The sequence below is a fragment of the Vicinamibacterales bacterium genome, assembly GCA_035699745.1.
Taxonomy (GTDB): Bacteria; Acidobacteriota; Vicinamibacteria; order Vicinamibacterales; family 2-12-FULL-66-21; genus JAICSD01.
The window spans coordinates 54,500-75,593 of sequence record DASSPH010000028.1; the positions used below are offsets into that span (position 1 = coordinate 54,500).

General features: G+C 69.7%; 21 protein-coding genes. 16 read left to right on the plus strand and 5 right to left on the minus strand.

Annotation, left to right across the window (positions count from 1 at the left end):
• Positions 1 to 53: 53 nt before the first annotated feature.
• From pilM to thiE, 12 genes are all read left to right on the plus strand, one after another.
• Complete coding sequence (gene pilM, locus VFK57_05260) at positions 54 to 1,112, plus strand: type IV pilus assembly protein PilM (protein HET7695096.1); 1,059 nt, start codon at positions 54 to 56, stop codon at positions 1,110 to 1,112.
• Entirely contained in the window at positions 1,109 to 1,741 is a 633-nt protein-coding gene (locus VFK57_05265) for a PilN domain-containing protein (GenBank protein HET7695097.1), read from the plus strand. Before pilM ends, VFK57_05265 begins: the two co-directional genes overlap by 4 nt.
• Positions 1,742 to 1,745: 4 nt before the next feature.
• A complete protein-coding gene (gene pilO, locus VFK57_05270; GenBank protein ID HET7695098.1) occupies positions 1,746 to 2,342 on the plus strand; it encodes a type 4a pilus biogenesis protein PilO in 597 nt (198 codons plus the stop codon).
• Between the two features lie 47 nt (positions 2,343 to 2,389).
• On the plus strand, positions 2,390 to 3,001 hold the full coding sequence (locus tag VFK57_05275; GenBank protein ID HET7695099.1) for a hypothetical protein: 612 nt from the start codon (positions 2,390 to 2,392) through the stop codon (positions 2,999 to 3,001).
• 17 nt (positions 3,002 to 3,018) lie between these two features.
• Positions 3,019 to 5,502, plus strand: coding sequence for a type IV pilus secretin PilQ (pilQ, locus tag VFK57_05280; protein ID HET7695100.1), 2,484 nt, complete (start codon positions 3,019 to 3,021; stop codon positions 5,500 to 5,502).
• A 5-nt stretch (positions 5,503 to 5,507) separates the two neighbouring features.
• Positions 5,508 to 6,107, plus strand: a complete 600-nt coding sequence (locus VFK57_05285; GenBank protein HET7695101.1) for a hypothetical protein — start codon at positions 5,508 to 5,510, stop codon at positions 6,105 to 6,107.
• A 19-nt stretch (positions 6,108 to 6,126) separates the two neighbouring features.
• The gene (locus VFK57_05290; GenBank protein ID HET7695102.1) at positions 6,127 to 7,386 is read left to right on the plus strand and encodes a PKD domain-containing protein; all 1,260 of its coding nucleotides are present in this window, start codon (positions 6,127 to 6,129) and stop codon (positions 7,384 to 7,386) included.
• A 24-nt stretch (positions 7,387 to 7,410) separates the two neighbouring features.
• Positions 7,411 to 8,010, plus strand: coding sequence for a tetratricopeptide repeat protein (locus VFK57_05295; GenBank protein HET7695103.1), 600 nt, complete (start codon positions 7,411 to 7,413; stop codon positions 8,008 to 8,010).
• The gene (locus VFK57_05300) at positions 8,007 to 9,137 is read left to right on the plus strand and encodes a Xaa-Pro peptidase family protein (protein ID HET7695104.1); all 1,131 of its coding nucleotides are present in this window, start codon (positions 8,007 to 8,009) and stop codon (positions 9,135 to 9,137) included. Before VFK57_05295 ends, VFK57_05300 begins: the two co-directional genes overlap by 4 nt.
• Entirely contained in the window at positions 9,138 to 9,620 is a 483-nt protein-coding gene (gene accB, locus VFK57_05305; GenBank protein HET7695105.1) for an acetyl-CoA carboxylase biotin carboxyl carrier protein, read from the plus strand.
• Positions 9,620 to 10,996: an acetyl-CoA carboxylase biotin carboxylase subunit gene (accC, locus tag VFK57_05310; GenBank protein HET7695106.1), complete on the plus strand. Its 1,377-nt coding sequence runs from the start codon at positions 9,620 to 9,622 to the stop codon at positions 10,994 to 10,996. The genes accB and accC overlap by 1 nt, the downstream gene beginning before the upstream one ends.
• A gap of 77 nt (positions 10,997 to 11,073) precedes the next feature.
• Positions 11,074 to 11,706 (plus strand): thiamine phosphate synthase, encoded by a 633-nt coding sequence (gene thiE / locus VFK57_05315; GenBank protein HET7695107.1) that lies wholly within the window; start codon positions 11,074 to 11,076, stop codon positions 11,704 to 11,706.
• Here thiE and VFK57_05320 read toward each other — a convergent pair.
• Positions 11,669 to 13,426: a sensor histidine kinase gene (locus tag VFK57_05320; GenBank protein ID HET7695108.1), complete on the minus strand. Its 1,758-nt coding sequence runs from the start codon at positions 13,424 to 13,426 to the stop codon at positions 11,669 to 11,671. The two genes, thiE and VFK57_05320, sit on opposite strands and share 38 nt — an antisense overlap.
• Positions 13,427 to 13,487: 61 nt before the next feature.
• On the opposite strand from VFK57_05320, the gene VFK57_05325 reads away from it, so the two are divergent.
• From VFK57_05325 to coaE, 4 genes are read left to right on the plus strand one after another with little or no spacing between them, the layout of a single operon-like run.
• Complete coding sequence (locus tag VFK57_05325) at positions 13,488 to 14,987, plus strand: amino acid permease (GenBank protein ID HET7695109.1); 1,500 nt, start codon at positions 13,488 to 13,490, stop codon at positions 14,985 to 14,987.
• Between the two features lie 6 nt (positions 14,988 to 14,993).
• Positions 14,994 to 16,007: an NAD-binding protein gene (locus VFK57_05330; GenBank protein ID HET7695110.1), complete on the plus strand. Its 1,014-nt coding sequence runs from the start codon at positions 14,994 to 14,996 to the stop codon at positions 16,005 to 16,007.
• Entirely contained in the window at positions 16,004 to 16,930 is a 927-nt protein-coding gene (locus tag VFK57_05335; protein ID HET7695111.1) for a bifunctional 5,10-methylenetetrahydrofolate dehydrogenase/5,10-methenyltetrahydrofolate cyclohydrolase, read from the plus strand. The genes VFK57_05330 and VFK57_05335 overlap by 4 nt, the downstream gene beginning before the upstream one ends.
• Before the next feature lie 3 nt (positions 16,931 to 16,933).
• Positions 16,934 to 17,530, plus strand: coding sequence for a dephospho-CoA kinase (gene coaE, locus VFK57_05340; GenBank protein HET7695112.1), 597 nt, complete (start codon positions 16,934 to 16,936; stop codon positions 17,528 to 17,530).
• A 12-nt stretch (positions 17,531 to 17,542) separates the two neighbouring features.
• Here the strand turns inward: coaE and VFK57_05345 are convergent, their stop codons facing one another.
• From VFK57_05345 to kdsA, 4 genes are read right to left on the minus strand one after another with little or no spacing between them, the layout of a single operon-like run.
• Positions 17,543 to 18,769: a tetratricopeptide repeat protein gene (locus VFK57_05345; protein HET7695113.1), complete on the minus strand. Its 1,227-nt coding sequence runs from the start codon at positions 18,767 to 18,769 to the stop codon at positions 17,543 to 17,545.
• The gene (locus VFK57_05350; protein HET7695114.1) at positions 18,769 to 19,275 is read right to left on the minus strand and encodes an HAD hydrolase family protein; all 507 of its coding nucleotides are present in this window, start codon (positions 19,273 to 19,275) and stop codon (positions 18,769 to 18,771) included. Before VFK57_05350 ends, VFK57_05345 begins: the two co-directional genes overlap by 1 nt.
• Positions 19,276 to 19,277: 2 nt before the next feature.
• Positions 19,278 to 20,258 (minus strand): KpsF/GutQ family sugar-phosphate isomerase, encoded by a 981-nt coding sequence (locus VFK57_05355; protein ID HET7695115.1) that lies wholly within the window; start codon positions 20,256 to 20,258, stop codon positions 19,278 to 19,280.
• A complete protein-coding gene (gene kdsA, locus VFK57_05360) occupies positions 20,255 to 21,094 on the minus strand; it encodes a 3-deoxy-8-phosphooctulonate synthase (protein HET7695116.1) in 840 nt (279 codons plus the stop codon). Before kdsA ends, VFK57_05355 begins: the two co-directional genes overlap by 4 nt.

A 21,094-nucleotide genomic window follows, 5' to 3' on the forward strand; every position in this document is an offset into this window, starting at 1 on the left:
CTTGCCAAACACCTGGCGCCGATAACAGTTTCCGATGATTTCCGGGGTGACTTGTGTTCCGTAGACCCAAAGCGCTGGTCGGGTTGGACATCGGGTCCAGCGCGGTCAAGGCGGTCGAGCTGAAGGCGTCCGGCAAGACCTACAAGGTCGCCGGCTTCGGTACCGAACCGCTGCCGCCCGACAGCATCGTTGACGGCGCGATCATCGACGGCGCCGCCGTGGCCGACGCGATCCGCCGCCTGTTCGAAGGGCGGAACATCAAGACCAAAGACGTCGCCGCGTCGCTCTCCGGCAACGCGGTGATCGTCAAGAAGATCTCCCTGCCGATCATGTCGGAGTCGGAGCTCGCCGAATCCATCTACTGGGAGGCGGAGCAGTACATCCCCTTCGACATCCAGGACGTCAACCTCGATTACCAGATCCTCGATCGCGGCGACGCCGCGTCGGGGAAGTCGACGATGGACGTCCTGCTCGTCGCCGCCAAGAAGGAAAAGATCGCCGACTACACCGGCGTGATCGCCCAGGCCGGCCGCACCGCCGTCGTCGTCGACGTCGACGCCTTCGCGCTGCAGAACGCCTACGAAGTCAACTACGGCATCGACGCCAACGCCGTCGTCGTCCTGCTGAACGCCGGCGCCAGCGCCACCAACATCAACATCATCCACGGCGATCAATCGGTGTTCACCCGCGACATCTCGCTCGGCGGCAACGCCTATACCGAGGCGCTCCAGCGCGAGTTGAACCTGCCCTTCGAGACCGCCGACGCGCTGAAGCGCGGGCTGCCGACCGACGGCGCGACCTACGACGACGCGCGGCCGGTGCTGCGCGCCGTGACCGAGAACGTCATGCTGGAGATTCAGAAGACGTTCGACTTCTTCAAGGCCACCGCCGCGTCCGACAAGGTCGACCGCATCATGCTGAGCGGCGGCGCGTCGCGGGCGGAAGGCTTCACCGAGATGCTGACCGAGCGCTTCGAAGCCCCGGTCGAGCCGTTCGATCCCTTCCGCAAGGTGGCGTTCGACAGCAAGCGGTTCAAGGCCGAGTCGGGCGACATCGGGCCGACCGCCGCGGTGGCGGTGGGGCTGGCGCTCCGCCGGGTGGGCGACCGATGATTCGCATCAACCTCCTCGCGGTCGATCGGCCCGGCGCCGCCAAGAAGTCCAAGGCGGCGATCGCTCCCGGCGTCACCACGGCGCAGCGCGTCACCATCGCCGCGGCGTTGATTCTCCTGTCCACGGTGGTGTCGGTGGGCTGGTGGTACTGGTCGCTGCACACCGAGTCGCGGCAGCTCGACGAAGACATCGCCCGCGCCGAAGTCGAGGCGCAGCAGCTCCGCTCGGTGCTGGCGCAGGTGCAGAAGTACGAGACCGAGAAGGCGCGCCTGCAGCAGCGCGTCACGCTGATCGAACAGCTGCGCCGCGGCCAGACCGGGCCGGTGCACATCCTCGACGAGGTCAGCAAGGCGCTGCCCGAGCGGCTGTGGCTCGTGTCGATGGGGCAGCGCGACAAGGACTTCACCATCGAGGGGCGCACGACGTCGCTGAGCGTGCTCTCCGACTTCGTCGCCAATCTCGAGGGCAGCTCCTGGTTCACCAGGCCGGTCGAGATTCTCGACACCGCCGTCGATCAGACGCCCACCGGCGACATGGTCCGCTTTACCGTTCGCGCGACGACGCAGAACCCCGAAGGGGCGGTCGCGCCGGCCGCGCCCGCCGGACGCGGCGCGCCGCCTGCGAGGTGATGTCGTGGATATCAGTCTGAGCAAACTTCCGTGGTGGGGGCAGATTTCGGCCTTCGTCATCCTCGCCGCCGGCGCGATCTACGGCTTCCATACCTACTACGTCGCCGACTTCCGCGCCGAAATGGCGATGCGGCAGACGCACCTGAAGTCGCTCAAGGGGGACATCAACAAGGGCATCGCCACCGCGCGGCGCCTGCCCGAGTTCCAGGCCGAAGTCGTGAACCTGGGGGCGCGGCTCGACAGCCTGAAGAACGTCCTGCCGGAGCAGAAAGACGTCGCCGACACGCTGCGCCGCCTGCAGGGCCTGGCGACGCAGTCGAACCTGACGCTGCTGCGCTTCACGCCCGCCGCGCCGCGGCAGCAGCCGCTCTACGCCGAGGTCCCGTACCGCCTCACCGCGGTGGGGTCGTTCCACAATCTCGCGCTGTTCTTCGACCGGGTGAGCAAGTTCCCCCGGATCATCAACGTCGGCGACATCTCGATCACGGCGAACCCGCGCCAGGACCCGAACTCCACGATCATCGCCGACATGACGGCGACGACGTTCGTGCTGACCGAAGGCGGCGGACGCGGAGGGCGCGGCGCGCCGCCCGCAAGGTGACCATGCTGAATCGCGTTGGGCGTTCATCGGGCGTTGGGACGTGGAAGTTGGGAATTGTCACCGCGGCGTTCCTTGTAGCCGGTGCCGCGTCCGCCGGAGCGCAAGTTCCGCAGGCGGCGCCGGCGATCAACGCCGCCAGGGACGCGCGCGCCGCGACGGAGGGCGCGCAGCAGAAGAACGCCGAAGCGCTCGTGCCGCCGCCTTCATCGCCGGCAGCCGCCGCACCGTCGGCGGCTGCCGCGAGTCAGGCGCCGTCGCCGGCTCCGTCGGCGCCGGCTGCGGCGGGCCAGGCCCCGGCGCCTGCGGGCGCCGGCTACTCGTACGACCCTGCGGGCCGGCGCGATCCATTCGTGAGCCTCAGTGCGCGCGGCTCGGATCTGCCGGTCGCCGCCGGGCAGCGGCCCGCCGGCCTCCCCGGGTTGCTGATCGGGGAAGTCAATGTGAAAGGGACCTTCAAGTCGCCCAAGGGCGGGTTCCTCGCGCTGCTGCAGGCGCCTGACGGGCGCACCTACACGGTGAAGCAGGGAGACAAGGTGTTCGACGGCAGCGTGAAGGCGATCACGGCCGACGCCGTGGTGTTCTCGCAGGACGTGAACGATCCGTTGTCGCTGGTGAAACAGCGCGAGGTACGCAAGTCGATACGGGCGGAGGCGCGGTGAACGGCGCGGAGACAATGATGACTTTCTTGATACGTGTGCGGGCTCGCGCGGTGCAGCGCCTGATGGCCGCCGCCGCCGTTGCAGTGGCGGCGAGCGGGGGGCTCGTGCTCAGCGCGGCGCCGGCCGGGAACATCCGTCTCGTCGGCGTCTCGGCGGAAGCGCTCGGCCGCAACGCCGCCGTGCTGATCGAAGCATCGGAGCCGGTCGCCTACGCGGTGAGCCGGCCTGACGCGATGACGCTGCTCGTCGATCTGCGGGACGTCGACGTCGAGAACGCCGCCAACCAGGTCGGACGGCGCGGTCCGGTCGCCGGCGTCACGCTCGAGCAGGCCACCGCGGCCGACGGCCGGCAGCTCGCACGCGTTCGCGTGGCGCTGGCGTCGCCCGCGGCCTACAAGGTGCGCAGCGCGCGCAACATCATCCGCGTCGATCTCGAGCCGGAGCAGGCCGCGCCCGCCTCGCCGCGGCCCGGCGGCATGCCCGCGGCGCTGCTGGCGGCACCGGCGGCGGCCGCGGTCGCGGACCCGGCCACCGTCCCCGAGGCCACGCAGCTGAAGTCGGTTCGCGCCAGCCATACGCGCACCTCCACCACCGTGACGCTCGCCGGCGACGGACGGCTCACGCCGTCGTCGCTGATGGAGTCCAGCGATCAGCCGCGGCGGCTGCTGCTGGACTTCCCGAACGTCTCGGCGGCCGCCGCGCCGCGCACCGGCGTCGACGGCGCCTTCGTCAAGCAGGTCCGCGTCGCGGTCAACAGCCGCGAGCCCCTGGTGACCCGCGTGGTCATGGAGATCGCGCCGACCGCCACCTATCACGTCGAGCGCACCGGCGCCGACGGCCGCGACCTGGCGGTCGTGTTCGAAGGGCGCAAGGAAGGCGCGCCGATCATGGTCGCCCCGCCCGAAACACCCGCCGCGCCGGGCGACGCGGCAGACGACAAGGACGGCGACACGCTGTCGCTCGCCCAGGCGATTGCGAACGCGGCGTCGATCACGCCCGCCGATCCGATCACGGCGCTCGACGCGGCCCCCGCGGCAGCGGCCGGCATTGCGGCGCCCCGCGTGTTGCCGCCCGCGCCGCGCCCGACTCGCACCGCGCGCGCGCAGACGCCCGCGGCGGCGCAGCCTCCGGTGGCGGTCCAGGCGCCGGCGGCCGCGAGCCCCGCCCCGCAGTCGGCGCCGCAGGCGCCGCAGACGTTCCAGTCCGACGTGCCGGGCACCGGGCAGAAGCAGTACACGGGGCACCCGATCAACTTCGACTTCGAGGACGCGGATCTGCGCGCCGTGCTCCGGGTGTTCTCCGCCGAGAGCGGACTGAACATGATCATCGACCCGTCGGTGCAGGGGCGGGTCAACGTCCTGCTCAACGACGTGCCGTGGGATCAGGCGCTCGACCAGATCCTGCGCTCCAACAAACTCGGCTACACCGTCGAGGGGAACATCATCCGCATCGCCCCGCTCTCGGTGCTGGCCGACGAACAGGCGGCGCAGCAGAAGCTGGTCGAGGCCAAGGCGCTCGCCGGCGAGCTGCGCGTGCAGACCTTCCCCCTGAGCTACGCCAAGGCGGACGCGCTCGGCCCGCTGCTCGTCAAGTCGGCGCTCTCGTCGCGCGGGCAGATTCAGGTCGACACGCGCACCAACACGCTGATCCTGATGGATCTGCCCGACCGGCTGCAGACCGCGCAGTCGCTCATCGGCACGCTCGACAAGCCGCAGCCGCAGGTCGAAGTCGAAGCGCGCGTCGTCCAGACGACGCGGGACTTCGCCCGCGCGCTCGGCATTCAGTGGGGCTTCAACGGCCGCGCCAATTCGGCGATCGGCAACACCACCGGCCTCGCGTTCCCGAACAACGGCTCGATCGGCGGCCGGGTGGGCGGGGCGCAGGGGCCCAACGATCCGCGCGGGGGCACGGCGCAGGACAACGCGGCGACGGCAGTGAACCTGCCGGCCGCCGCGGCGTCCTCGGCGATCGGCCTCGCTCTGGGTTCGATCAACGGCGCGTTCAATCTCGACGTCGCGCTGACCGCGCTCGAGAACACCGGCAAGGGGCGGATCCTCTCGACCCCGCGCCTCACCACGCAGAACAACCAGACCGCGGAAGTGGCGCAGGGCATTCAGATCCCGATTCAGACCGTGGCCAACAACACCGTCGCGGTCTCGTTCAAGGACGCGGTGCTCAAGCTGCAGGTGACGCCGCAGATCACCGCCGCCAACACCGTGATCATGAACGTCACGCTCGAGAACGCGACGCCCGACTTCAGCCGCCAGGTGAACGGCATTCCGCCGATCGACACCCAGCGCGCCCTCACCACCGTGCAGGTGAACGACGGCGCCACCACGGTCATCGGCGGCATCTTCGTCAGCCAGGAGCAGACCACCAACGACCGCACGCCGGTGCTCCACCGCGTGCCGATCCTCAAGTGGCTGTTCCAGCGCAACACGCTCACCGATTCGAGCCGTGAGCTGCTGATCTTCATCACGCCACGCATTCTGAGAGGGTAGGACTGATGCAGCGGACAAAGTCACTGACGCGCGGCAAGGCGGTCTGGGGCGGCCGCGTCGTGAGGCTCGGCCTCGCGGTGCTCGTGCTGCTGTCGGCGTCGTGCAGCAAGACCATCCGGACCGGCCAGGCGTCGTCGTACCTGGTGATCACCAGCCTGGTCGGCGGGCCGCAGAGCGACAACACCGTCGAGTCCGACGTGATCAGCGACGAAGGGACGGTGTTCACCGACGTCGCCGAGGCCACGTTCCAGCTACAGATGAAGGATCCCAACGGGCTCGGCCCCGGTCCGGTCAACGCGATCACCCTGACGCAGTACCGGGTCGAATACGTGAGGAGCGACGGCCGCAACGTCGAGGGGGTGGACGTGCCGTTCTCGTTCACCAGCGGCGTGACGGCGACGATCAGCGGCAGCGGGTCGGTCGGGTTCACGCTGGTCCGCCTGCAGGCCAAGCAGGAGGCGCCGCTGCGCGCGCTGCGGTCGGGCGGCGGGGCGCGGATCATCTCCACGATCGCGCGGATCACGTTCTACGGGCACGACCAGACCGGCCGCGAGGTCAGCGTGACCGGCAACCTCGACGTCACCTTCGCCGACTGGGCCGGCTAACGGCAAACGGATACACAACATGGCCACCAAATTTCTCCGAATCGTGCCGGGTCTCGCCGCCGCCGCGCTGCTCGTCAGCGGCTGCACGGTGAAGAAGCAGGAAACGCCGCCGCTCAGCGGGCCCTCCGAGCTCAGCACCGCGATCACCATCCAGGCGTCGCCTGATTTCGTCGCGCAGGACGGCGCGTCGCAGTCGCTCGTCACGATCACGGCGCGCGATCAGAATGCGCAGCCGATCCGCAGCCAGTCGCTCCGCGTCGATCTCCGCGTCGGCGGCGTGCCGGTCGATTTCGGCACCCTGTCGGCGCGCAGCGTCGTCACCGACGCGAACGGCCGCGCGACCGTCGTCTACACCGCGCCGCCCGCGCCGGGCGCGCCGGTGCCCGCGACCGACGTGCAGATCGTCGTCACCCCGACCGGGACCGACTTCCAGAACGATGTCGGCCGCTCCGCGACGATCCGCGTCGTGCCGACCGGCGTCGTGGTGCCGCCGCGCGGCAGCGTCACGCCGGACTTCACCTTCACGCCGGCCGCGCCGAACGACAACGAGCCGGTGCTGTTCGACGCCTCGGCCAGCAAGTCCTCGACCGGCACGATCGTCCAGTGGCTGTGGAACTTCGACGACGGCTCGACCGGGTCGGGCGAGCGCGTGACGCACGCGTTCCGCTCCGCCGGCACGAAGAACGTCCGGCTGACGGTCGTCGACAGCATCGGCGCGACCGAGTCGATCACCAAGTCGGTGACGATCGGCCAGGGCGCGCTGCCGACGGCCACCATCGTCACGTCGCCCAGCGCACCGGTGGTCGGGCAGACCGTGAACTTCAACGCCTCCACGTCGCGGCCGGCGCCGGGACGCACGATCCGCAGCTACGACTGGGACTTCGGCGACGGCTCGACCGGCAGCGGCGCGACCGTGCAGCACGCATACGCCACGGCCGGCACCTTCACCGTCGTGCTGACGGTCACCGACGATGCGGGGCGGTTCGCGACGGCGACGACGAGCATCTCGGTCGGCACCGGGCTGCCGACGGCAGACTTCACGTTCTCGCCGGCGTCGCCGACCGTCGGCGCGGCCGTGAACTTCGACGGCGGCGGATCGGTGGCGTCCACCGGCCGCACCATCGTCAGCTATAGTTGGTCGTTCGGCGACGGCACGACCGGCTCCGGCGTGACCACCTCGAAGGTCTACGGCGCCGCCGGGACCTACACCGTGCGCCTGACCGTCACGGACGATCAGGGCAAGACGAGCTTCATCACACGGACGATCACCGTGTCGTGATGTCCGTCGAAGAGTGATGCACTGATGGCGGAGAATCCTCGCATAGAGGAGCTGCGACGCCGGGTCCAACTGGATCCGGCGTCGATTGCCTTTGCGGCGCTCGCCGAGGAGTTCCGCCGCATGGGCCGGTACGAGGAGGCGATCGAGACCTGCCGTGCCGGACTCCAGCGGCACCCGGCGTATCTCTCGGCGCGCGTCACGCTCGGGCGCGCCCTGATCGAGACCGGGGAGTACGACGCCGCGCGCGACGAGCTCGACACCGTGCTGCGGTCGGCGCCGGAAAACCTCGCCGCGATCCGCGGCCTCGCCCAGATCCACGAGCGGCTCGGCCACTCCACCGAGATGGATCCCCATCTCGCGGCGATGATGAACGCGGAAGTCGAGCGCGTCGCGCTGGCGGCCGCCACCGCCGCCCAGACGCCGGCGCCTCCCGCGCCGGTGGAACGCGTCGCCGTCCCGGCCCCGGCACCAGTCGCCGTCCCGGCACTCGATCATCCGGCCGCTGAGGAGACCCTGGATCTCGACGGGCCGGTGGAGCTCGCCGGTCCAGACCCGGCGACGCTTGCGGCGCTCGCGCGCCTCGAACGCTTCCTCGTCGCCATCGACGCCGCGCGGCACCTGTGAGCCTGCCTCCCGCCACAGTCAGCACGAGGCTGACGCACGTACGCGATCATGTGCGCGCCGCCGAACTCGACGCGCTGGTCGTGACCCACCTGCCGAACCTGCGCTATCTCACCGGCTTTTCGGGATCCGCCGGAGCCGCCGTGCTGATGCCGCGCCGCTGTCTGTTGCTGGTCGATTTCCGCTACGTCACGGCGGCGAACGACCTGGCCGGCGCGCTGGACGGGCTCGTGACGGTGGAAACCTTCGACCGGTCGTACGACGAGGCCATCGTGGACGTGCTGCGGCGCGAGCGTTCGGTCCGGATCGGCGTCGAGGCGGCGTATCTGCCGGTCAGCCGGTTCAACGCGATCTCGAGCGCGCTCGCGGCCCGATCGCCGCTGCCGGTCGAGAGCCTCACGGCGGCGCCGGCGCTCGTCGCGACGGAGCGGATCGTGGAGCGGGCCCGTCTGATCAAGGATGCGGCCGAGGTCGAGACGCTTCGGGAGGCGGGGCGGCGGCTCGGCCGGCTGGCGTTGGACGTGCCGCGTCTTGTCAGGGAGGGGCGGACCGAGCTCGATATCGCCGCCGAGATAGAGACCGCCCTGCGCCTGGCGGGCTTCAGCCGGCCGGCCTTCGAGACGATAGTCGCATCGGGGCCCAACAGCGCCCTGCCGCACGCGCGGCCCACCGACCGGCCCATCCGGGCGGGGGAGCCCACCGTGCTGGACTTTGGGGGCGTCTACGACGGATACTGTGTGGATCTTACGCGTACCGTTCAGCTTGGGGCCGTTTCCGGCCGCCAGGCGGCGTTGTTCGCGGCCGTTCGGGAAGCGCAGGACGCTGCCATCCGAACGGTTCGCCCGGGGGTGGCGGCCAGTACCATCGATGCCGCGGCCCGCTCGGTGCTGGAACGGCACGGGCTGGGGGAGGCGTTCGGTCATGGGACCGGTCACGGTCTCGGGCTCGAGGTCCACGAGGAGCCGCGAATCGCCCGCCAGTCACCGCGCCTTCCCGACCAGGTGATCGAGCCGGGCATGGTGTTTACGATCGAGCCGGGCGCCTACGTCCCCGGCATCGGCGGTGTGCGGATTGAGGACGACGTGCTCGTCACGGCTGACGGGTGCGAAGTGCTGACGAGACCGAACTGAATGGACTTTGCTGATATTGAGAAGATCCTGGAATTGGTGCGCGAGCACGAGCTCGCCGAATTTGAGCTCGAACGCGACGGCTTGAAGGTACGCGTCCGGAAGGCCGGCGCGCCGACGTTCCATGCCGTGGCGCAGCCGGCGCCCTTGGTGCTGCCGGCGCCCAATCTAGCGGCGCCGCCGCCCGCGGCCGCCGCGCTTCCCGCTGCCGTCGCGGCCCGCCCCGACGACGCGGAATCGCTCGAGCTGGCGGTGGTGAAATCGCCGATCGTCGGCACCTTCTACCGGTCGCCCGAGCCGGGCGCGCCCTCCTTCGTCGAGGTCGGCCAGCGGGTCAAGAAGGATCAGGTCCTCTGCATCATCGAAGCGATGAAGCTCATGAACGAGATCACGTCGGAATACGACGGCGAAATCGTGACCGCGTACGTCGAGAACGGGAAGCCTGTCCAGTACGGTGAGCGTTTGTTTGCCATCAAGACAAGCTGATGTTCAAGAAAATCCTCATCGCCAACCGCGGCGAAATTGCGCTGCGCATCATCTACGCCTGCCGCGAGCTGGGCATCAAGACCGTCGCCGTCTATTCCGAGGCGGATGAGAACTCGCTGCACGTCCGGTTCGCCGACGAGGACGTCTGCATCGGGCCGCCGCGCAGCGCCGACAGCTACCTGAGCGTTCCGGCGATCATCAGCGCCGCCGAGATCACCGGCGCCGACGCCATCCATCCCGGCTACGGCTTCCTTTCGGAGAGCGCCTACCTCGCCGAAGTGTGCGAGGCGTGCCACATCAAGTTCATCGGTCCCTCGCCGAACGTCATCCGCCTGCTCGGCGACAAGGCGCGGGCGCGGCGGGCGATGCGGAAGGCCGGCGTCCCGATCCTGCCGGGCAGCGAAGGGCCGGTGGACAGCGAAGAGAAGGCGCTCAAGGTCACCAAGGAACTGGGGCTGCCCGTCATCATCAAGGCGGTGGCCGGCGGCGGCGGGCGCGGCATGCGCGTCATCCGCGACATCAAGGAGCTGTCGAAGGCGCTCAAGACCGCGCAGCGCGAAGCGGAAGCGGCCTTCGGGGTCGGCGACGTCTACATCGAGAAGTACGTCGAGCACCCGCGCCACATCGAATTCCAGGTGCTCGGCGATCATCACGGCGCGGTCGTCCATCTCGGCGAGCGCGAATGCTCCATCCAGCGCCGGCATCAGAAGCTGATCGAGGAAGGCCCGTCGGTGGCGGTGACCGACAAGATGCGGCGCAAGCTCGGCGGCACCGTGGTCGACGCCGCCCGCGCGGTGCAGTACACCAACGCCGGGACCTTCGAGTTCCTGCTCGACGACAAGCAGAACTTCTACTTCCTGGAAGTGAACACGCGCGTGCAGGTCGAGCACCCGGTCACCGAGTTCGTGACCGGCGTCGACATCGTGAAGGAGCAGATCCGGATCGCCGCGGGGGAGCGGCTCTCGGTGAAGCAGGGAGACATCACCTTCACCGGACACGCCATCGAGTGCCGCGTCAACGCGGAAGACCCCGACACCTTCGCCCCCTCGCCGGGCGTCATCCACGCCTTCAGCGTGCCGGGGGGCCCCGGCGTCCGCGTCGACACCTTCGCGCACTCGGAGTGCACGGTTTCTCCCTACTACGATTCGATGATCGCCAAGATCATCGTCCACGGCCGGGATCGCCAGGAGGCGATCGCGCGGATGCGGCGCACGCTCGAGATGACCGTCATCGACGGCATCAAGACGTCGATTCCGCTCCATCTCAAGATCCTGGCCGACAAGGACTTCGTCGCCGGCAAGCTCAGCACCTCCTTCATGGAGCGCTACGTCGTCGAAAAAAAAACGACGGTCAGTAAGCTGGCGGAGACGGCGTAATCAGCGGCGAGGGCTCGCTAACCTGCAGGTAGCTCCGGCCTCCAGGCCGGAGATCGTTTGCGATCGGAACACCCGTCTTGCTCGATCCCCTGTACGCGATCGTCGACGTCCCTCTCTGCCGCGAACGGCAGCTCGAGCCGCTCGCCATCCTCGACGCCTTCCTCGCCGGCGGCGCGCGGCTGATTCAACTCCGGGACAAGTCGCCGTCCTCACGCGACCGCCTGGCGCTGGCCGACGCCGCCGTGGCTCGCGCCCGCGCCGCCGGTGCGCGCCTGATCGTCAACGATCGCGCTGACGTCGCGCGGCTGTCCGGCGCGGACGGCGTGCACGTGGGGCAGGACGATCTCGGCGTCGAAGAGGTGCGCGCAATCCTCGGCCCCGACGCCATCGTCGGCGTCTCCACGCACGACGAGCCGCAGATCGAACAGGCCTGGCGTACGACGGCGACCTACCTCGCCGTCGGCCCGATCTACTCGACGACCACGAAGGACACGGGATACACGGCGCGCGGGCTGGCGCTCGTCCGGCGGGCCGCCGGCGGCGGCAAACCGGTGGTGGCGATCGGCGGGATGACCATCGAACGCGCCCGCGAGGCGATCGAGGCGGGCGCTGCGTCCGTCGCGGTGATCTCCGACCTGCTGCGCGGCGATCCCGCTGACGCGGTGCGCGCGTTCAGACGCCGGCTCGGTGCAGCGGGAAGCGGACGATGAAGGTGGCGCCGTGCCCCTTGCCGTCGCTGTGGGCCTCGATCGTTCCCCCGTGCAGTTCGGTCAGCGTCCTGGCCAGCGCCAGGCCGATGCCCAGCCCGGAATGCTGGCGCGTGACCTGATCGCTCTCCTGCCGGAAGCGATCGAACACGTGAGGCAGGAATTCGGCGCCGATGCCTTCGCCGTTGTCCTTGACGGTGACGACCGCGTTCTCGCCGGCGATGGAGACGCCGACGTCGACGCTGCCGTCGGCGGGCGTGAACTTCAACGCGTTCGCGATCAGGTTCCAGACGATCTGCTGCAGGCGCGCCGGGTCGCCGGCGACGACCACCGGCTCTCCGGGATCGCGGACGGTGATCGTGGCCCGGCGACGGTCGGCCGTCGGCGCGCTGACCTCGACCGCCGAACGCACCACCGCCGCCAGATCCACCGGCTCCGCTTCGAGACGCAGCCGGCCGTGGATGATGCTCGACATGTCGAGCAGGTCTTCGACCACCTGTGACTGCGCGCGCGCGTTGCGTTCGATCACCTCGAGCGCGTGCTGCTGCCGCGCCGGATCGAGGCTGCCGGTGCGAAGCATCGCGACCCACCCGTAGATGGCGTTCAGCGGCGTGCGCAGCTCGTGCGAGACCGTGGCGATGAAATTGTCCTTGGCGCGGCTCAGCGCCTCCGCCGCGGCGTCGCGCTCGCGGAGCCGCTGCTCGAGAATCCCCGCCGCCTCGCGCAGCGCGATGCCGAGCTCGTCGAGCTCGACGATCGTGGATCGCACGACCGGAACCGGTTCGCCGCGCGCCAGCGCCTTGGCGGCCTCGGCGGCGCCGGTCTCGGCACGGACGATGCGGCGCCCGAGCACCAGCGCGATCGACAGTCCCACGCCGAGCGTTCCGATTCCCGCGGCGATGATCGCGGCGGTTCGCCCGCGAAGGGCACGGTCCACCGCCTCCGAGGGCATGCCGAGCCCGACCGTCCACCCTGTCACCGGGGATCGAAACCACGCCGAGTAGGCGGGCACGCCTTCGAGCAGCACCGTACGCCAGCTGCCGGCCGGCGCGTTGCGCGCGCGGTCGATGAAATCCGCCGTCGGCTTGCCGCCGACGTACAGTTCCGCGTTCCGTGTCCGGGCGACGATCGTCTGCTCGACGTCGAGCAGTGTCAGCACGCCCCCTTCCGGGGCCTGCTGGCGCCGCAGCGAATCGGTCAGGGCCTGCGCGGCGACACGGGACGCCAGCACGTACTGGACCGTGCCGCCCCGAACGACCGGCACGCCGATGTTGACGACCCAGGCGCCGGCCGGCGAACGGCGGACGGTCGACACCGCGCCGCGCCGGGTCTGCACGATCCGGTGGATCCACTCCGTATCGCCCGAGACCGCGTCGTCGGGCAGGGTGCTGGCGATGACCCTGACCTGCGGATCGATCAGCCGCACCGCCTGCCACGAGGGATGAATCGGGAGCAGCCGCGCGGCAATGGTGACGAAGTGGCGCAGGTCGGCCTGATCGATCGGATCCAGGGTGCTGAGCGCGACGAGCGCTCCCATCGTCCGCTCGACTTCGAGGTCGATGGCGGCGGAGACCGCCCGCACCTTTTCGATGTTCTGGGCGTGGATCAACTGCTGCTGCTGCGTGCCGGACGTCCACGTCAGCCAGCCGGCGAGGGCGGCGAGGGGAACCGACGTCACGAGGACGAACGTGGTGAGGATGGTGCCGAGCCGGACCCGCCGCATGCCGCGGTCACAGTATAATGCCGCGACTTTTGCGCCAGCCACACGGAGGAAAGGACAGCTAATGTCAATTTGGGCGACTAAACCGATCGACCAGCTGAAGGCCGAAGCGGCGGATACCGGCCATGGGCTCAAACGGGTGCTGGGTCCCGGGAATCTCGTTTCGCTCGGCGTCGGCGCGATCATCGGGACCGGCATTTTCGTCCTGACCGGGCAGGCTGCGGCGGCGCACGCCGGCCCCGCCATCGTGATCTCGATGGTGCTGGCCGGAGTCGCGAGCGCGCTGGCGGGGCTGTGTTACGCGGAGTTCGCGTCCACGGTGCCGATCGCCGGCTCGGCGTACACCTATGGCTACGCCACGCTCGGCGAGTTCATCGCCTGGATCATCGGCTGGGACCTGATCCTCGAATACGCGCTCGGCGCCGCCACGGTCGCGGTCGGCTGGTCCGGCTACGTGGTCAGCTTCCTGCACGATCTCGGCATCGAGTTCCCGGCGGCGCTCAGCGCCGCGCCGGGCACGGCAGTGACCCTGGCCGACGGGAACGTGGTCACCGCGGTGTTCAACCTGCCGGCGGTGATCATCACCGTGCTGGTCACGCTGCTCCTGGTCGTCGGCATCCAGGAGTCCGCGAGCGTCAACAACGTCATCGTCGTCGTCAAGGTGGCGGTGGTGCTGCTGGTGATCGCGAGCGGCGCGATGTTCGTGAACACGGCCAACTGGCACCCGTTCATCCCGGAGAACACCGGCACCTTCGGCGAGTTCGGCTGGAGCGGCATCATGCGCGGGGCAGGTGTCATCTTCTTCGCCTACATCGGATTCGACGCCGTGTCGACGGCGGCGCAGGAAGCGCGGAACCCGCAGCGCGACATGCCGATCGGCATCCTGGGCTCGCTGGTCGTCTGCACGCTGCTGTACATCCTCGTGTCCGCGGTCATGGTCGGCCTGGTGCCGTATCAGCAGCTCGGCGTCGCGGCGCCGATGGCGGTCGCGATCGACGCCGCGAAGGCGCAGGCCGGCACCGGGTTCATGGCCAGCCTGATGAACGTGATGCCCTACATCGTCAAGCTGGGCGCGATTGCCGGGCTGAGCTCGGTCATGGTGGTCATGATGCTGGGCCAGCCGCGCATCTTCATGTCGATGGCGCAGGACGGCCTGCTCCCGCGGTGGGCGGCGAAGATTCATCCGAAGTTCCGCACCCCGTACATCACCACGATCATCACCGGCGTCGTCGTGTCGCTGGCGGCCGGCTTCACGCCGATCCGGATCCTCGGCGAGCTGGTCAGCATCGGCACGCTGCTGGCGTTCGTCATCGTCTCGCTCGGGATCATCGTGCTGCGCAAGAAGCGCCCCGATCTCGAACGGCCGTTCAAGACGCCGATGGTGCCGGCCGTCCCGATCCTCTCCGCGCTGGTGTCGCTGGCCCTGATGGCCAGCCTGCCGAAGGAGACCTGGGAGCGGCTGGTCATCTGGATGGTGATCGGGGTGGTGCTGTATTTCCTCTACGGGTACAGGAACAGCGTGCTGCGTCACGGAGCGGCCCGGGCGGCCGCGGCGCCGCGCTGAGCGGGCGTGACGCGCGGACGGCCATGGTGGATTGGCTGGCGCCTGGTGGCGCTGGTCATCATCGCCGTTCACGCGGGCGGCACCGTCGGCTACGTCCTCATCGAGGGCTGGTCGGCGTGGGACGCCTTCTACATGACGGTCATCACGGTGACGACCGTCGGATACGGGGAGGTCCACCCGCTGTCGCAGGCGGGGCGGGCCTTCACCGTGGTCATTCTGCTTTCCGGCGTGGGCGCGTTCTTCTACGCGTTCACGCTGTTCATGTCCCTGCTCGCCGAGGGCGGCCTCGTCGAGCGGCTTGAACGGCGCCGGCTCGCACGCATGCTCGACAATCTCCGCGATCACTTCATCGTGTGCGGCTTCGGCCGGATGGGCGAGATCATCGCCAGCGAGTTCGCACGCCAGCACGTGCCGTTCGTCGTCATCGAGCGCAGCCCCGAGCGCCTGCACCTGGCGATGGATCGCGGCTACCTCGCGGTCGAGGCGGACGCCTCGGACGAAGAGACGCTGAAGCGCGTCGGCATCGGACGGGCGCGCGGCCTGATCGCGGCGGTGAGCACCAACGCCGAGAACGTCTACGCCGTCCTGAGCGCGCGGCTGCTCAACCCCAGCCTGTTCATCGTCGGCCGCGCCGAGAGCGAGGACTCGCGGATCAAGCTGCAGCGCGCCGGCGCCGATCGGGTGATTTCCCCCTACCATCTCGGGGGGCTGCAGCTGGCGCAGACGGCGCTGCGCCCGGCGGTCGTGGACTTCGTCCACCTCGCCACGTCTTCCGACAACATGGAGCTGGCGCTCGAGCAGGTGCACATCGCGCAGGGCTCGTCGCTGGCGAACCAGAGCCTGATCGACGCCGGGCTGCGGCAGCGCTTCGGCGTCGTCGTCGTCGGCATTCGCCGCGCCGACGGACGCATGGATTTCAACCCGGAGCCCGACACGGCGATGCGGCCCGGCGACGACCTGGTCGTGCTCGGCCGGGTCGAGAACCTGAAGGACCTCGGAATGGCGGCAACCCAGGCATGAGCGCGAAGTTGATCGACGGGACGGCCATCGGCGCGGCGATTCGCGCGGAAGCGCAGCCGGCTGTCCAGGCCTTCACCCTGCGGGCGGGGCGGCCGCCGGGGCTCGGGATCGTGCTGGTCGGCGACAACCCGGCATCCGAGGTGTACGTCCGCAACAAGGTGAAGGCGGGGACCGACGCGGGGCTGTGGGTGGACCTGCAGCGTCTGCCCGCAACCGCGTCGCTCGACGCACTGCTGGCGCTCGTCGAGCGGTTGAACCGCAGCGCCGCGCACGACGGCATCCTGGTCCAGTCGCCGCTCCCCGCAGGGATGGGGAAGCACGCGGCGCAGCGCGTGTTCGACGCGATCGATCCGGCCAAGGACGTCGACGGGTTCCATCCGGTGAACGTCGGGAAGCTGGTCCAGGGACGCGCGCATCTCAAGCCGTGCACGCCGTCCGGGGTGATCGAGATGCTGGATCGATCCGGGATCACGCTTGCCGGCGCCCATGCCGTGGTAATCGGCCGGAGCGAGATCGTCGGCAAGCCGATGGCGATGCTGCTGCTCCAGCGCGACGCGACCGTCACGATCTGCCACTCGAAGACGCCGAACCTGGCGGCGGTCGCCGCGGGCGCGGACATTCTCGTCGCCGCCATCGGCCGGCCGGCCCTGGTCACGCGCGATTTCATCAAGCCGGGGGCGACGGTGGTGGACGTGGGCACGACGCCGATCACCGATCGGGCGCGCATCGAGCAGATCTTCGGCGCCGGATCGCCGCGGCTCGAAGCCTTCGCGAAGCGCGGCTCGATCGTCGTCGGGGACGTGCACCCGTCCGCCGCGGAAGTCGCCGGGGCCTTGACGCCGGTGCCCGGAGGCGTCGGACCGCTGACGATCGCCATGCTCTTGAAGAACACCATTGCGGCCGCCGAGGCGCGCGGTCGCTGACCCATGCTCCGGGTGGCACTGACCGGAGGGATCGCGACCGGAAAGTCCTACTGTCTCGTCCACTTTGCCGACCTCGGCGTCCCGGTCGTCGACGCGGATCAGCTGGCGCGCGACGCGGTCACCCCCGGGTCACCGGGGCTGCGTGCGGTCGTCGATCGATTCGGGCCCGAGGTGCTCGCCGGGGACGGCTCGCTCGACCGTCCTGCGCTGGGCCGCATCGTGTTCCGCGACGCGCGCGCGCGGGCGGCGCTCGAGGCGATCATCCATCCCGAGGTCTACCGGCACATCCGCGAGTGGTTTGCCAACCTGCCGGCCGCGACGCGCATCGCGATCGCGGACATTCCCCTGGTCTTCGAGACCGGCCACAACCACGACTTCGACGCCGTCGTGGTGGCGGCGTGCAGCCCGGAGGAACAGGTGCGCCGCGTCATGGCGCGCGACGGTCTGTCCGAGCGCGACGCCCGCGGCCGCCTCGCCGCGCAGTGGCCGATCGAGGAGAAGGTGAAGCGGGCGACGCACGTCATCTGGACCGATCGCGGATATGCCGAGACCGACCGGCAGGTGCGCGAGGTTCACGATCGACTGCGGGAGCAGCGGTGAAGCCGCCGCTCGCTAGACTTCGGCGCTGTCTTTCGCCGGCGCGATTCGCTCCTCGACGAATGTGTTCCATTCGTGGCAATGCGGGCACTGCCAGAGCAGTTCGGTGCTCCGGTAGCGGCACTTCAAGCAGACGTGCGGGTCGAGGTAGAAGATGGCGTCGCGCGTGAGGTCTTCGTAGCGCGCCACCAGCGCCGGCGGCAGCTGCAGTTGCGACAGCGTCTGCCAGATCGCCTGGTGGAGCACGAGCGCGTGCGGATGGTGGACCAGCGCCTGGAAGAGCAGCTCGAGCGCGTCGGCCGGCCGATCGCGCCCGGCGAGATGGCGGGCCAGGGCCAGGCGGGCGCGCCAGTCCTGCGGATTCCCCCCGATCAGGCTCTCGCAGAGCGCGGGGAAGCGCTCGGGCGTGCCCAGCGCCGCGTACGCCGACTCCAGGCGATCGAACGCGAGATACGCGCGGCCGGGGGACGACTCGATCATCTTCTCCCAGGCGGCGACCGCTCCCGCGGTGTCGCCCTGCCGGATGCTGAGGTCGCCCAGACTCAGATGCGCGGGCGTGTTGCGCGGATCGCGTTCGATCGCGGCCTGGAAGCGGCGCGACGCTTCCTTCATGTCGCCGCTCTTCAAGGCTGCCTGCCCGAACTCGTTCTCGAGGAACGCCAGCACTTCGTCGTGCCGCGGTGAATCCGCGCCGCCCGAAGGCGTCGAGGACAGCGCCGCCAGCCGCTGGCGCATCGCGTAGGCCTCGTTCCACTGGTGTTGATCCTCGTACAGCTTCTCGAGGTTCGACAGCGCGTAGCGGTTGTCCGGGTCGAGCTTGAGCACCTCGCTGAACGCGGCGATGGCGCGATCGACGAAGCCGCCGCTGCGGTAGTCGAGCCCGAGGCAGAGGAGCACGTTGGCGTGTTCCAGCTTGCGCAGCTTCGGCCGCTGCAGCAGCCCCTGGTGTTCCTGGATCGCCCGCCCGACCTGCCCCTTCTCGCGATACAGGTTCCCGAGGATCAGATGGATCTCGAGCGGGTCCCCGGCCTGCTGCGCCGCCTTGGACAACTCGTCGATCGCCTGATCGATCTGGTTGGCGACGAGGAAGTTCAGCCCCAGCATGTAGTGCGGGGACTCGCGGGCGCGGCGCCGGTCGATCCAGACGCCGTCCTTCAGCTTGTACCGCTCCCAGGCCTTGCCGACGGCGAGACCGGCCAGCAGGGCGAGCAGTCCGATGAGCAGCGCGGACGATGTGCCCATCAAGCGTCGAGGAATCCCGACACCGCGGTCTTCCAGTGTCCCTGCGCGCGCAGCACGTGCTCGATGCATTCGCGGGCCGCGCCGCGGCCGCCGGCGCTCCGGCTCACCCACTGCACGGCGGCACGCACCTCGGGCGCGGCATCCGCCGGCGCAGCCGAGAATCCCGCCCGCCGCAGCACCGGCAGATCCTGCAGATCGTCCCCCATGTAGCCCACCTGACCGTCCGTCAATCCGTTGTCGGCGAGGATCCGCTCGTACTCCGCCAGCTTGTCCGCGCCCCCCTGCGACACGATCCTGATTCCCAGCTGCGCCGCGCGCGCGGCCGTGGCATCGGCCGACCGCGCCGACAGCAGTCCGATCGACAGGCCGGCGCGCTGCGCCCACACCATCCCGGCGCCGTCGCGGATGTTGAAGTGCTTCGATTCGCTCCCGTCGGCGTGGACCAGGATCGTGCCGTCGGTGAGGACGCCGTCGACGTCGAACAGCAGCAGCTTGAGGTCGCGCACGGTCAGAACATTTGCGTGCGCCAGAGGTCGTGCAGGTGCACCACGCCGTCGACGCGCCGGTCCGCGTCGACGACGACGACGGAAGTGATCTTGTGGGTTTCCATGATGCGCAGCGCTTCGACCGCCAGCATGGCGCGCGAGATGGTCAGCGGCCGGGGCGTCATCGCCTCGCCGGCGGTGAGCGCCAGCACCGCGTTCGGCGGCCGCGCCACCATCAGCCGGCGCAGGTCGCCGTCGGTGAAGACGCCCGCCAGCCGCCCCTCGTCGTCGACGACGCAGGTCATCCCGAGGCGCTTGCTCGACATCTGGTGGATCACGTCCGGCATCACCGCCGACATCGCCACGATCGGCGCGGCGTCGCCGCCGTGCATCACCTGCTCGACGCTCATCAGCTTCTTGCCCAGCTTGCCGCCGGGATGGAAGGCCGCGAACTGCTCCTCGCGGAACCCCTTGCGGACGAGCAGCGACATCGCCAGCGCGTCGCCCAGCGCGAGCGACGCGGTCGTGCTCGCCGTCGGGACGAGATTCATCGGGCACGCTTCCTTGGCGATGCTGCAGTCGAGCGTCACGTCGGCGGCGCGCGCCAGCGTCGACTTCGGCGACCCGGTGATGGCAATCAGCTTTGCGCCGAGGCGGCGGATCGATTCGAACAGCCGGATCAGCTCCTCGGTCTCGCCGCTGTGCGACAGCGCCAGCACCACGTCGTCATCGCGGATCGCGCCGAGATCGCCGTGAATGGCCTCGGCGGGATGCAGGAAGAACGCGGAGGTGCCGATGCTGGAGAAGGTCGCGGCGATCTTCCGGCTGATGATCCCGGACTTGCCCATGCCGGTGACGATGACCCGGCCGCGGCACTCGAACAGCAGGTCGACCGCCCGTTCGAAGTCGCCGTTCAGTCGATCGACCAGGCCGAGAATCGCGGCTGCCTCGAGGCGCAGGACCTTCCGCGCGAGGTCCAGAATCGTGGTGGTCTCCTGGCTCATCGCGGCACCGCCGCGGCGGCGCGAACCTGGTGAATCTGCACCAGCTTGTCGAGCAGCGCCGGCAGCAGATCCAGGCGGAGCGCGTTCTGCGCGTCGCTCTTCGCCCGTGACGGATCCTGGTGAACTTCCATGAACACGCCGTCGATGCCGGCGCCGGCGCCGGCGCAGGCCATCGGTTCGATGAACTCGGCCTGTCCGGCGGTGACGCCGTCCCCGGCGCCCGGCAGCTGCAGGCTGTGCGTCACGTCGTAGACGACGGGATAGCCCAGGGTGCGCAGGATGGGGAAGGCGCGCATGTCGACCACCAGGTTGTTGTAGCCGAAGCTGTAGCCGCGCTCGGTCACGATCACCTTGCTGTTGCCGGCGGCGGTGACCTTCTCGATCGCGTGCCGCATGTCGAGCGGGGCGAGGAACTGCCCCTTCTTCAGGTTCACCGCCCGCCCGGTGCGCGCCGCGGCGACGATCAGATCGGTCTGCCGCGAGAGGAACGCGGGAATCTGCAGCACGTCCGCCACTTCCGCGGCGGGCGCGGCCTGCGACGGCTCGTGGATGTCGGTGAGGATCGGCACGCGGGCTTCTTCCGCGACCCGGGCGAGCACGCGGAGGCCTTCGACGAGGCCGGGGCCGCGGAATGCGTGCGCCGACGTGCGGTTCGCCTTGTCGAACGACGCCTTGAAGACGAAGGGCGTGCCGGCGCGGCGCGCCATGTCGCGCAGCGCCAGCGCGGTCTCGATCGCGTGCGCTTCGCTCTCGATCACGCAGGGCCCGGCGATGAGCGCCAGGGGGCCGCCGCCGCCCAGGCTCGCGCCGCCAAGGTCCACCCGGGAGGTGAGCAC